We start from the raw sequence: 12,441 nt of genomic DNA on the forward strand, positions 1-12,441 counted from the left end.
CGATGCGAGCAAATAATCACGCTGTCAAATAGTTCTGCTGGAGTTTTCGGATCATCATGACCTGACCCCGGCCAGAAACCCATCGACTTCCAATCTGAGACGATGGCTATTTTGAGCGAGTGCATTCGCAGATGTCAGCACCTGCGAGGATGACGCGCCTGTGCTTGAGGCGCTCAATGCAACCTGCCGGATGTTGCCGGCGACCTGCGACGACATTTCTGCCGCATGTTGGATATTCTGCGCTATATCGTTGGTTGCCGTACCCTGCGCTTCGGTCGCTGCAGCAATCCTTGAGCCGATTTGCGAGATCTTGCCAATACTGCTGCTGATCTGCGTGATGGCACTGACCGACTCCTCCGTGGCGGTTTGGATATCTGCGATTTGCTCTGCAATTTCCGAGGTCGCCTTGGCTGTTTGTGTTGCCAGCGACTTTACCTCGTGCGCAACAACGGCAAAGCCGCGACCGGCTTTGCCCGCGCGTGCAGCCTCGATCGTTGCATTAAGAGCCAAAAGGTTTGTTTGCCTGGCAATTGCGGTGATCAGCTCAACCACGCCGCCAACCTTCAGCGCAGCTGTCGATAGGTGCTTTATTTTTCGGTCGGTTTCTTCCGCCTGACGCACGGCACTTCTTGCGATTTCTGCAGATTGCTCAACTTGACGTCTAACCTCCGTAGCAGACGCGATCATCTCAACGGTACGCGCAGAGACAATCTGAACGTTGCCTGAAGCTTCCTCCGAGGCGGAGGCGACCTTGCGCGAGACTTCCTGCGTATTGCGTGCCGTGTCCGTCAGACTACGAGCGGACGCCTCCAGCTCGGTCGAAGCGGATGACAGTGCGTCGATGACGCCGCCTACTGCATTTTCAAAAGTCCTGGCAAGCTTCTCAAGCTCCGCCTTCCGCCGCATTCCTGCCAAGCGATCCTGTTCCAGATTCGCGACAAGCTCGGCCTGCGCCTTCTCTTTTGATTTAATTTTGAAGGCTTCCATGGCTTGCGCCATCTCACCGATTTCGTCCGAACGGCCAAGTCCAGGCAGGGTCACCTCGAATTGCCCAGCCGCCAGCTGGCGCATCGCTTGTGTCATGCGAGTGATCAGCCGAGCTATGCCCTGCCCGACAAGAATCGCAACGAAGCCGATTGCGAGTGTGGCAAGCCCAATGCCCCAGCCCAGCATCTGGCGGATTCGCGAGGCACGCTCTTCGGCTGCGGCAGAACTGGCATCAGCTGTAGCGATCGCTTTCAACAGGAGAGGATGATTGCGACCATAGATCTGCCCGAGATCATCAATCTGATCATCCAATGCCTGTTGGGCAACCATGAAGGCTACGAAACTGGCTCGGTACGAATCAATGAGCGTTTTCAGTTCCACTTTGGTGGCTGACGCCAACTCGGAAGACTCCAGCGCGGCTCCAAACTCGGCGACCCGCTTGTCCAGTTCATCACCGTACTTCTCCTCACGCCGCAGCAAGAAGTCTTTTTCGTGCCGCCGCATCATCAGCATCAACACGGTTAGCTGCGGTTGATTGAACTGCGCCATCCGGGATTCGGCCTGATGTACGGCGTCGCGCAGCTTGCCCTGCAGGCCATCGTTCTCGGCGAACCCGAGCACGCGCTGCGCTGAAACGATGTTGTTGAAACGCGTTGCGTAAAGGCCAATGCCGGCCCGGAGGAATGACACGTCCTTCAGAGGATCGCCCTCTGGCAAGGAAGCAACATACTCCTCGATCTGGTCGAGGTCACCCAGGGCCTTCTTAATGCCTTGCGCGTGCCGCGCGATCAATGCTTCATCGTGCTTGCGCAGGAACTCCAGCGCCAGCTGTTGCGATTCAAGGAACGCTTCGGAAAGCGCCGCCAGGTGAGCGCGAAGATGGGTGCTTTGGTCTGCCTCGCGCTGCGCCTGCGCAACATAATTCAGCCCCACGATGCAAGTCGCTCCTGTGACGAGCACGCCCACTATTCCAAGCAGGGCGATCTTGGTTCGCAGGCTTGGCCGAAGTCGACGAAGAATTGGCAAGACCAACCGTTTCGTAGCCGTTGAGACGGACATCAAATAGCCAATCAATCCGTGAACATTTCCGGTGCGATTCTGATCAGCACGCTCGAAGCGTGAGCTCGGGGAGAGATGCTGACCATTCGCAACCTCTAGGTTGGGTTTGTTACACAAGGTTGACGAAGAGACCGGGATCGACAGCGTCCCGTGAGGAGAGTGGAGGGGCAGTTTGCTTTTGCGTTCTTCTTTCGCGTGCGCAGGCTCAACGTGTTCGCTTCGCCGATTCACCGATCGTCGACAATGCAAAGAACGATTGCGAGATCGGCATATCACGTCATCTAGCTGCAGACTCGCACCGCAGGTGGCAGCTCGCGCATAAATTGAGCGATTTTTGGCATAGTTGCGCAGGATTCACTCCCTCCGCTAGGGCACGCCAGCGGCGCAAGAAGCGCTGATAGATCAAAAACCTCCCGCAAATCATGACTTGGACTGCACGTAGCTTTGATGCGCGCGCTAATGGGACTGATCAAGGACAGACATGGTACCTTCTACGCCAAGCGGAAGGTGCCCGAGCGCCTACAAGAGGCCGTTGCCCGTGTGCTCAACTCAGACTGCGAGAGGCAGGTTTTCTCAAGAAATCGCTCGGAACGAATGACCTCAAAGCGGCCAACGTAGCAGCAATGGGTGTAGTGGCAGTCTTTGATAGGGCCCATCGAGGCAGCCGAGGCCCCGCTTGCAGCGCATCCTGTCGCGCCCTCGCTGACTGACGCTCAGATGCAGCGCATGGCTGCGGCGGCCGGCGGCACGTGAGAGTGTGGTCCGACGACGGCACGCGGGCCCAGCGAGCGTTGGAGCACGGCAGCCAAGGAGGAGTACGGGCTGCCGGCACCATCTCCCTCAGAGAGATTGCCAAACCTGAGCGCGTGAGAGTGCTGGTGTCCAAGTTTTTTCGTCACCTCTAGCTGTACGCTAGGCACACTATAGGGGCAGCCAGAGGAGGTAAGGAGACATCTGCGGACTTCAGCGCCACGGTGAGAGCCGAAAGCGACCTGTTGGGCTTAGGCACCGCACCCTGCAAAGCGTTCCATGACGCGCGTGACACGGTGGGCGAAGTGGCAACGATGGGATGGGTGACCGGGTGGTTAGTCAATACAGCCTTTCGTCGGCGGTGCTCTTGCTCAGCCTTCGGCCAAACCCCAGGGTACGATTAGGTAGTAGATCGCCGCGCAACGACTACGTTGTCAGGGCGCTACAACCAAACCACGGACTTTACTTACCGAAGATAGAGAAGTCGTCGGCCTCAAATGGGTTCGCAAAGCCCCTTCGAGCGATAAAGAAACCGACGATATGTGCGGCGGGGAAACGGTTGCTCAACACCTCTTTGGCAGCACGAAAGTGAGTGCCAGCAGTCAACACATCGTCTACGATCCCAATTCGGGTCGGTTCTGGGTTGCAGACCGACTCGTCTATTGCGAGGACATCCTTGATCTCCTGAACGGAAGGACGTTGATCGCTTTCATGCGCTGCACGCAAGTTTGCCGTCTGCAATAGCAGCTCTCGCACGTCGATAGCTACTGCGGATCGCAGTGCCCGGCAGATTTGCGCCACTCGGTCGTCGTACTCGGCGTCAGTTCTGATCTTCGACGGCGGCATCGGAACCAGCACTCCGCCAGTAAGCCATCTCGGGTTGATAGCTGGCCCCAGCACCGCTGCGCACTCGTTGATTGCTCGCCCTTTGTAAACGTAGTGGAGCTGGTTCCGCTGAGAAGGCTTCTTTTTCAAATTAGAAATAAGAGAATTCGTCGCGCTGAAACCGTAGCCCTGCCGAGCCGTGTACTCGAACAGGTAATAGCACTCATCATTTGGCTGTATGAAATCATGGTCGATACGGTTCTGATCATCGATTTGTCGAAGCTGGATGGTCACCCAAAGCGTCCCAAATATCTTCCGACTTCTTCACACGGATCGCCCCCCGCGCCTCGTAAGTGGCTGGCCAGGTGATGTCCGATCTTGCGAAGCAAGAGTCCAAAATGAAGAGCTTCCGCCGTTGATGAAGCGCGGCGCGCGCTTGGGTTAGCGTCCCGCTAGTCTCACCCGCTTCGACGATAATGGTTGCTTCGGTGAGCGCACTCATCGTGATGTTTCGCTCAGGGAAGAACAGTCTGTTTTGTGGCACGGCCTGCTTTGAGTAACGTAGAACCGGCACCTGAGAGATTAAAAGGTAATCGCTCGCGATCTGAGCCTGTAGCTCAGCATTTTCTTTGGGATACGTCACTCCGAGAGGAGTGCCGATCACCGCAATTGTACGCCCCTTAGCTTCGAGCGTGGCCCTGTGCGCAGCGGTGTCAATACCGGCAGCGAGACCCGAGACCACCGTGAACCCGGCGCCGACCAGCTCACGCGCAATCCGGGCAGCGCGCTTTAGACCTTCCGCAGATGCTCTACGGCTACCGACAACTGCCACGCCGCGGGTCTCGGACAATTCCCACGTGCCCCGATAGTAGAGCAACTCAACCGGATGCTGAGCATCTCGCAACCGCTCGGGATAGTCACCAGCGTGGTTGATCCGAATGCCGAAGCCATGGACGCCCGCAGTCTTCAAGGCTTGAAAGACTTCCCGTGCTCTTGCGTCCGCAATCGAGTGAGCAACAAAGTCGGAGGGTAGCGCTGTCGGGTCCTTCGCAAACCGCTCTGCAATGTTTTTGAAGGTAGCTCCAGGTTGGAGCCACATTTCCTCGTAGGCTCCAAGCTCGCGAGCAGGCGAGATGGGGTTTATTGCGGGCGAACCATCCCGCGAAGCAAAGAGAGCATTCTTCATTCTGACCCACCATCCGGCTTCATTATCTTACGGCGATTCCCTATTAACAAATTGGACTGTTGATGAAGCTGAACGGCTTCGGTGAGCTACGTACCATGGCTGAACCAGAGATCGTTCTCAATTTGTTCTCATTGGGGTGACAAAGTCAAGGCCGGGATCGACCTGCCTATAGCCTTCCTATTTTGCCTCGGCGGCGCAGCTATAGGCTCCGCCTGAACTAAACGGGCGGATCGAATTTCGTTTGCTGGATGGCGCCGTAGATGCGAACGCGAACCTTCGGAAAGCGGCGCTTCAGTTCGACGGCGCCATCTTCAGCGCCCTCCCTGGTGGTGAACTTGGACTTGAGAATTCCGTCGATCTCGATGGCGTAACCCGTCTTCGGCAGTTCGATATTTCGCCCAGGCATTATTTGTCGTCGTCCTTGGTGGATCTCCGATCGCAGGGTTACGTTGTGTCCGTCGGGTCGGACAAGCCGGCCACGTCCGAAAGGAAGGGATAACGCGTGAGTGATCCGTACGACCTGCAGCGTTTCGTGGACGCGCAAAACCCGGTTTACCGGCGGGTCGTCGAAGAACTGGGCCGCGGCCGTAAGGCGACGCATTGGATGTGGTTTGTTTTCCCGCAAATCGCTGGTCTAAGCTTCAGCGCGATGGTGCAGCGGCTTGCGATTAGCTCTCGCGCGGAAGCCGCCGCTTATCTGCAACATGATGTGCTGGGACCGCGCCTCGTCGAATGCACCCGGCTTATCGTGGCGGCCAGCGACAAATCGATTGCCGATATTCTCGGGTCGCCCGACGACATGAAGTTTCGATCGAGTATGACGGCTGTTCGACGCCGTCTCGAAGCAGCCGATCTTCAACGACGCTATCGTGGCCTTCTATCCGGAAGGCAAAGATCCGGCGACCGTGTCGATAGTTTAGCGAAGCGAAGCTCGTTGACCGTGGTCCTGTGGGAACTGAGGACGGCACGGCATGTCTTGCGACGGGCTGCGGAATGTGGCCCTCCACCGGAGTTAGCCAGTTTCCCACAGTCGGGTCGATTCGTCCATTGTCAATAGGTGGGGTCGAGCTGAGTTTCCACTATCAACATCTTGAAGTTTGAGCACGGAAATACCATCTCAGGGAATACCCACGCGCTATTGGGGAAACGGTAGCGCGCACCGGGGGGCAAATGCAGGTCTTGAGACGGCATCCGCGCGTTCGCGCGCAACTCGGCGGCAAGAAATTCGCTCGCGTGACCACCACGCGAGTGGCGGACGCCAGCTATTCGGCAGGCTCCTCGCCTGCTTCGAGTTCGGTTCCTGCATGGCTCGATTGTGCAGGAGCAAGCAAGTGGTTTCATCCGCCATCGAGCGATGACGCCCCCGCCCGCATCACTTCGCGGAGCCCGCCATGAAGACCGCAGCCGCGGAGAACCGCGAGCGCCGACCCGCGCGAGCACCACGCCCGACGAAGCGAAAGGCGCAGCCTAAGAGGATCGAGAACGTCGTCTGGGCCCGGGCGGCGGGCCGCTGCCAATATGCGGGGTGCAACAAGCTTCTCATTGGCGATCAGATCTCGGGCGCAGCGAACGCGAACACGGCCTACATCGGGCATATCGTCGCCGACTCTCCCGACGGCCCTCGCGGGGATTCGATCCGCTCCCCACTTCTCGCCCACGATCCCGACAACCTGATGCTCGTCTGTGACGTGCACCACCGCGTATTCGACCGCGAGATGGTCGCCGAGCATCCGGAACAAGTTCTGACGGCGATGAAGCGCCGCCACGAAGCACGCATCCGGACCGTCACCGCCATCGACGAGGATTTCGGCAGCCACGTCATTCGGTACGCGGCTCGGATCGGGACAAACGAGTCTCCGGTCGCCAAAGGCGACCTGAAGTGGGCGATGATCCCAGACCGCTATCCATTCGACGACGGTTGGATCGACCTCGACCTTGCGACCCTCGATCTGCCCGACCACGATCCCGACTTCTGGCGCACTCATGTACGCAATCTCCGGTCCGGCTTCGCCGAGAAGGTGCGCGGCCGCATGGAGCGTCAGGAAATTCGGCGCCTTGCCGTTTTCGGTTTGGCGCCGATCCCATTGCTGTTCGAACTCGGTCGCCTGATCTCCGACATCGCGACAGCCGAAGTTCGACAACTCCTGCGCAGCCCCAAGGGATGGAAGTGGGACCCGGATGGACGGCCCATCGAGTTCGACGTGAAGCGCCCGTCGCGTACCGACGGTCCCGTGGCGCTGAAACTCGAGGTGAGCGCTCCCGTTGCCGACGACCGCATCGTCTCGGCCCTTGGCACCGGCGCAGCCATCTGGTCCATCGCCGCCAGCGGGGCCCACAACGACATCATGCGCCGCCCGACCGATCTGGCGGAATTCGCGCGGCTGTTCCGATCCACGCTGGACGCGATCAAGTTTGCGCACGGCGAGAACTGCGTGGTGCGCATCTTTCCCGCAGTACCCCTATCCGTCGCCATCGAGGCGGGCCGTTCCTGGCAGCCGAAGGCGCACCCTACCCTCGAAGTCTACGACCAGAACAGGAAGCTGGGCGGCTTCATCCTCGCCCATACGCTCGAACACACCGGCTGACAAAGGAGAGGCCTATGAACGTGCACCTGCGTCCCACGATCACCAGAGATGCCGAAGAATTTCTCGAAGCGCTCGCCGAGGAGCTCGAGATCCCGCCGTATCGCTACGAGCAGGCGGAGACCAGCTACAAGTCGCTGGGCGAATGGCTCAATCGCGAAGACTCGAGCATCCGGCAATTCGACCCTCAGGTTCACATCCAGGGATCGTTCGGGCTCGGCACCGTGGTCGTACCGATCAGCGATGACGAGCACTACGATATCGATGCCGTCGTTGAATTCCGCAAGCTCACGAAGGGCGAGATCACCCAGAAGGAACTCAAGCGTCGTCTCGGCGTCGAGATGCGGCTGTACGCGATCTATCGGCGCATGAACAAGCCGGTCGTCGAGCATCGCCGATGCTGGCGACTCGAATACGCCGATGGCGCACAGTTTCACATGGACGTGACGCCCGGGCTTCTCAACGGGCTGGAGCAGGTAGTGCTGCTCAAGGCGCGTGGCCTCGACCTGTCGCTCGCCGACACTGCGATCGCGATCACGGACATCGATCACCCCTTCTACGAGATTCTATCCCCGACATGGCCGCGATCGAATCCGCGGGGATATCTGAAGTGGTTCCACAGCCGCATGGCTGTCATCTTCGAATTGCGTAAGCGGGAGCTGATGCGCAAGAGCTTGCGCGCGGGCACGGAGCCGATTCCGGACTATGAAGTCAGGACGCCGCTGCAGTCTGCCATCATGATCCTGAAGCGACACCGCGACATCATGTTCATCACCCGCTCGGACGAGCGCCCGATCTCGATCATCCTGACCACGCTCGCGGCGCACGCCTACAACGGCGAAGACAAGATATCCGATGCGTTGTTCACGATCCTCACCAACATGGACCGGTTCATCGAGCGGTCGCAGGATGGCAGTCTGGTCATCGCCAATCCGAGCGACCCGTCCGAGAACTTCGCCGACAAGTGGAAGAAGCATCCCGAGCGCGCGGCCGCATTCTTCGAGTGGCTCGGTCGGGCCCGCGAGGATTTTTCGCGCGCGGCGGTCCTATCGAACAAGCAGCTGATCGCGGAGCACCTGGCGAAGGGCGTGGGCGTTGGAACGGCGGAACGCGTGAAGAAGCGTTCCGTCGCCGGTCTGGCCGCTCCTGCCGTTCTGTCCAAAGGCCTCGTCAGCAACGAGGCGCAAGCCAGGAGTTCGGCGGTGCAGCTCAAAGGAGATCGTCGGAGTGCCTAGGGGCGACCACGCGCTCGCAAAGCGGTTCAGATCGGCCATCGGTGCGGTGCAGGGCGGCTGGTGGCACGCCGGGCTGCGGCCACCGAGGTTGAGCGCGGAGGATCTGGCGAGATACCGGAAGCATGATCCCGCGGCAGGGTGGCGGTTCGAATACCCTTTCTCCGATCGCATCCGGCGCATCGACATCATCGTATCCGCCGGCTTTCCTTCCGTCCCGGCGCGGATCGCGGTGGTGGATCGCCCACGCTTTCTGACGTGGCCGCACGTGGAAAAGGACGGCGTTCTCTGCCTGGTGCCTGATCACGCTACGTTTTCCGTCGACGATCCCTACGCGGGCGTCTCGGTGTTGCTCGATAAGGCTATCAAGCTGATCGAAGGTTTCGTCCGCGGCGAGCACGAAGACGACTTCAAATCCGAGTTTCTCACCTACTGGGACCATGCCAAGAAGGGGACGGAGCGGACCATCCTTTCATTGGTCGAGCCGGCTCCACCTTCCCGGACAATCAGAGTATGGGAGGGCCGCAGTCACATCGTCCTGGCTGACGATGACGGCCAGCTGCAGCGGTGGCTGAAGAATTTCAACTCCGCCCTCTACTCGGCCGACATGGTCTCGCGAGGAGGCGTGCTGGTTTGGCTGGAAACCCCGCTCCTCCCCTCCCAGTATCCCAAAGCAGCAAAGGACGTTTACGCGCTCGCCGCCGATGCCGGCGTCGCCGATCTGCTCGAAGGACTTTCGCGCGAGGTCGCTCCTCGCCTGTTCGTCGCGCTTGGCGCCTCGACCGAACACGGTCCGGCAATCGCCACGACGGTCGTCAGCCGACCCGCAATCGTTCGCGGCAGGGATCCGCTCGCCAAAGGATTTCGTCCTTCTCGGGTGCCTGAGCAGGTCTTCCTCTGGCGTCTGTTCGGCGGCGAGCCGGCAGGCCGTCTTCCGGTGGACAGGGTCGATCCCACCTGGGTACACGGGCGGGCGCAGGATCCGCGCATCGCGACCTTACGCGGGGCCACCGTCGCGCTGCTCGGCTGCGGCTCCGTGGGCGCGCCGGTCGCCCTCAGTCTCGCGCGAGCGGGCGTGGCGAAGCTTATTCTTGTCGACCAGCAGAGCTTGACAGGAGCGAACGTCGGCCGCCATACGCTCGGCGTCAGATCGATCTCCTATCCCAAGGCGTCCGAACTCGCGAAGCGGATACGCGCCGACCTTCCCCATGTGGAGGTCGAGCACTACATCGCCAAGGTTCAGGATCTGCTGCTGCGGTCCGACGGGCCTTTGGAGCACGTCGACCTTATTGTTTCGGCTCTCGGCGACTGGCCGGCGGAGTCCTTGCTCGACGAGTGGCATCTGGCAAATGGCAGGCAGTTTCCGATCGTCTACGGCTGGACGGAACCACACGCGATCGCGGGCCACGCCGTCATCGTTTCCTCGTCCGGAGGGAGCCTTCGTGACGGATTGAACGAGACCGGCGAGCCCGACGTGGTCGCCACGCACTGGCCGGAAGAAACGCGCCGTTACGAACCAGCCTGCGGCGCGGCGTTCGAGCCGTACGGCCCCGTCGAGCTCGGCTTCATTACGTCGCTCATCGCCCAAGCTGCGCTCGACGGTCTTCTCGGCATCATCGGACCGAGCACGCATCGCATGTGGCTTGCGCGCCGTGCGTTCGTCGAATCCGCGGGCGGCAGCTGGAGCGAGATGCTCCGCGAGATCGCTCCTCATGCGCTGGAAGGCGGCATGATGGTCGAGCGACCATGGGGCCGGCCACCGGCCGGGAAAGTCTTGGCGGCGTGATCTCCTTCGATATCGGACACTCCGGGCAATCGCTCCGCTTCGTCGCCGAGGTTCTCCAGCGTTTCGACAGTAACCGTCAAACCCGATTCTGGCACCGCGAGGCCGGCGGGCTGCTGTTCGCTCGCTTCGACCTGCCTAGCATCGATGTCTGCGAAGCGACGGGTCCGAGACCGACCGACCGCAGATCGCGCTATTCGTACCGGCCCGACGAAAAAGCGGAAAAGGCGGAAATCGATGCCAGCTTTTCGCGAGGACTGCATTTCGTCGGTTGCTGGCACACCCATCCCGAGGACATCGCGTCACCGTCGACCATCGATACGCGCAACATTTCGGACTGCGTGCGTCGCTCGCAGCATGCGCTCAACGGTTTCGTCATGGTGATCGTGGGAAGGGCCGCGCTCCCGGACAGTATGTTCGTTTCGATCTGTGATCGGTCGTTGGTCCATCAGCTGGCGCGATCGTGAGGCGGACAGGTCGCAAAAAGAACCGTCCGCGCTTGTTGCCACCATTGGCGGTTGCGGACTCTACTGCCCGTCAGCCCACCCGATGTCACGCAGCGTGAAACCCAACGCATGAAGCGCCAATTCCGCGTCTTCATCGACCGGGTCGCGAAGCCCCTTCGTATGTGCCTCGTTGGTCTTGCCGCGGGCATGCAGTCTCGCGACGACTTGGGCGAGATTGCTCCTGCACATTCTCCGATGTCGTGGATCTTCCGGGAAGACGCGTTCGATCCCGTCACGCGAACGCGACGCGGGCGACTTTACCAGCCCGAGGGCGCGCAGCCGGCGCAGTATAAGGTCCTGCCAGATCCGTCGTTCCAATCCTCCTCGCGCTTGATCAGCTTGGCTTGCGTGACGGTCGGTCTGGGCACGACCGGAAGCACGGGGCCATCGAGGCCTTCATAGACAAGGCCGGACTGCTGATCGATTCCTAGGTACATTGCTGTCCCCTCGTCACGATGAGCCTGAGTTTCGAGCTAGTCGGTCGTTCATCCTATGCCTATTCGGTTTTCACCCATCGTTGCGACATGTAGGGTGACGCCATTCGCCGGAATAAAGCGCTTCGTAAGTCGGCGCGGTCACTTCGCCGGCGATGCCGAGTAGAGAGCGGAAGGCGTTGAATGGATAGAATCGCCGATTGAACCGGAAGGTAAACTCGTTGAGGTAGGCTTGCAGGTGCTGCGGGCTGACGCCGTGGTGGGTGCCGATCAGCCAAGTCTTCAAGTTGGCGAACACCAGATGAACTGTCGGCAGGTGCTCCTCGGCGGCTCGCGGATCACTCCGTTCCGCGACCGCATGATGGTCATACCCAAGCTTGGTGAGATCTGCGTACCCGGACCAATTGTCGGTGACGACCTTGGCCCCAGGCGCGACGGCTTGTTCAACAAAGCCGCACAGTGATCCGGCGCTACGGTCCGGAATGACCGCGAGCCGGATCCGCCCGGCGTAGCGTCCGTTCCTGCGCGCGTCGCGTTTGGTCCCCGGTACACGTTGACGGACTTCGGTAGCGGCCGCAACTAGCGTCTTGTGGTGGACGCCGCGGCCTTCGCCGCGCGTGCGTCCGCCAACCCAAGTTTCGTCGACTTCGACATGCTCGTTGGCGCGCCCACCGATGCGGTCATGGGCCGGCCGCACCATACCGGCGCGCAACTTGTGCAGGATCTGGAATGCCGTCTCATAGCGCTTTAATCCAATCTGGCGCTGGAACTGCGCGGCGGACATGCCGGGCGTTTGACTAGAGACAAGATACGCTGCCCAGAACCAAACACTGAGCGGCGTATGCGAGCGCTCCATCACCGTGCCCACAGTTAGCCCTGTATTCTTCCGGCAGTTGCGGCAGCGTAAGACCCCGGGGCGGCTGGTGAAACGGAATGGTGAGCCGGAAACTCCGCAATGAGGGCAAACGAACTCATCCTTCCAACGGATCTTTTCGAGGTAGCCAGCGCAAGCCGCGTCGTCGGGGAACAATCGCCGGAACTCCGGCAGAGACTGCGGGAACGGCAGGTCGTCGCGCTGAAAAATATCCATCAAGCTG

The 12,441-nt window shown here is 60.2% G+C and carries 10 protein-coding genes and 1 pseudogene; 5 read left to right on the plus strand and 6 right to left on the minus strand.

From position 1 onward, the window contains the following. Positions 1-54: 54 nt before the first annotated feature. The 4 genes from NLM31_RS08620 to NLM31_RS08635 form a co-directional block, all read right to left on the minus strand. Positions 55-2,061: a methyl-accepting chemotaxis protein gene (locus NLM31_RS08620; RefSeq protein WP_254192040.1), complete on the minus strand. Its 2,007-nt coding sequence runs from the start codon at positions 2,059-2,061 to the stop codon at positions 55-57. A 1,197-nt stretch (positions 2,062-3,258) separates the two neighbouring features. Beyond that, the gene (locus NLM31_RS08625; protein ID WP_254128786.1) at positions 3,259-3,915 is read right to left on the minus strand and encodes a hypothetical protein; all 657 of its coding nucleotides are present in this window, start codon (positions 3,913-3,915) and stop codon (positions 3,259-3,261) included. Then, positions 3,887-4,807, minus strand: a complete 921-nt coding sequence (locus NLM31_RS08630) for a DNA-processing protein DprA (protein ID WP_254128785.1) — start codon at positions 4,805-4,807, stop codon at positions 3,887-3,889. Before NLM31_RS08630 ends, NLM31_RS08625 begins: the two co-directional genes overlap by 29 nt. A 217-nt stretch (positions 4,808-5,024) precedes the next feature. Next, positions 5,025-5,213: a hypothetical protein gene (locus tag NLM31_RS08635; protein ID WP_254128784.1), complete on the minus strand. Its 189-nt coding sequence runs from the start codon at positions 5,211-5,213 to the stop codon at positions 5,025-5,027. A 96-nt stretch (positions 5,214-5,309) separates the two neighbouring features. On the opposite strand from NLM31_RS08635, the pseudogene NLM31_RS08640 reads away from it, so the two are divergent. The 5 genes and pseudogenes from NLM31_RS08640 (at position 5,310) to NLM31_RS08660 (ending at position 10,871) form a co-directional block, all read left to right on the plus strand. Further along, positions 5,310-5,727 (plus strand): annotated as a pseudogene (locus tag NLM31_RS08640) (DUF1810 domain-containing protein). Between the two features lie 471 nt (positions 5,728-6,198). Then, complete coding sequence (locus NLM31_RS08645) at positions 6,199-7,392, plus strand: SAVED domain-containing protein (protein WP_254128783.1); 1,194 nt, start codon at positions 6,199-6,201, stop codon at positions 7,390-7,392. A 14-nt stretch (positions 7,393-7,406) separates the two neighbouring features. Next, positions 7,407-8,624 (plus strand): nucleotidyltransferase, encoded by a 1,218-nt coding sequence (locus tag NLM31_RS08650; RefSeq protein WP_254103352.1) that lies wholly within the window; start codon positions 7,407-7,409, stop codon positions 8,622-8,624. Next, the gene (locus tag NLM31_RS08655) at positions 8,617-10,407 is read left to right on the plus strand and encodes a ThiF family adenylyltransferase (RefSeq protein WP_254192041.1); all 1,791 of its coding nucleotides are present in this window, start codon (positions 8,617-8,619) and stop codon (positions 10,405-10,407) included. Before NLM31_RS08650 ends, NLM31_RS08655 begins: the two co-directional genes overlap by 8 nt. Continuing rightward, positions 10,368-10,871: a Mov34/MPN/PAD-1 family protein gene (locus tag NLM31_RS08660; RefSeq protein ID WP_254128781.1), complete on the plus strand. Its 504-nt coding sequence runs from the start codon at positions 10,368-10,370 to the stop codon at positions 10,869-10,871. The genes NLM31_RS08655 and NLM31_RS08660 overlap by 40 nt, the downstream gene beginning before the upstream one ends. Before the next feature lie 296 nt (positions 10,872-11,167). On the opposite strand, the gene NLM31_RS08665 is transcribed toward NLM31_RS08660, so the two are convergent. Together NLM31_RS08665 and NLM31_RS08670 are read right to left on the minus strand one after the other, a co-directional pair. Further along, a complete protein-coding gene (locus NLM31_RS08665) occupies positions 11,168-11,347 on the minus strand; it encodes a hypothetical protein (protein WP_254128780.1) in 180 nt (59 codons plus the stop codon). Positions 11,348-11,417: 70 nt separating this feature from the next. Next, entirely contained in the window at positions 11,418-12,434 is a 1,017-nt protein-coding gene (locus tag NLM31_RS08670) for an IS1595 family transposase (protein ID WP_254128779.1), read from the minus strand. Positions 12,435-12,441 lie beyond the last annotated feature (7 nt).

Source organism: Bradyrhizobium sp. CCGUVB4N (assembly GCF_024199945.1).
Lineage (GTDB): Bacteria > Pseudomonadota > Alphaproteobacteria > Rhizobiales > Xanthobacteraceae > Bradyrhizobium.

Coding starts and splice junctions, on each gene's coding strand:
- NLM31_RS08630 (WP_254128785.1), bottom strand. CDS start 4,807: ATGAAGAATGCTCTCTTTGCTTCGCGGGATGGTTCGCCCGCAATAAAC.
- NLM31_RS08635 (WP_254128784.1), bottom strand. CDS start 5,213: ATGCCTGGGCGAAATATCGAACTGCCGAAGACGGGTTACGCCATCGAG.
- NLM31_RS08645 (WP_254128783.1), top strand. CDS start 6,199: ATGAAGACCGCAGCCGCGGAGAACCGCGAGCGCCGACCCGCGCGAGCA.
- NLM31_RS08650 (WP_254103352.1), top strand. CDS start 7,407: ATGAACGTGCACCTGCGTCCCACGATCACCAGAGATGCCGAAGAATTT.
- NLM31_RS08660 (WP_254128781.1), top strand. CDS start 10,368: ATGGGGCCGGCCACCGGCCGGGAAAGTCTTGGCGGCGTGATCTCCTTC.
- NLM31_RS08665 (WP_254128780.1), bottom strand. CDS start 11,347: ATGTACCTAGGAATCGATCAGCAGTCCGGCCTTGTCTATGAAGGCCTC.
- NLM31_RS08670 (WP_254128779.1), bottom strand. CDS start 12,434: ATGGATATTTTTCAGCGCGACGACCTGCCGTTCCCGCAGTCTCTGCCG.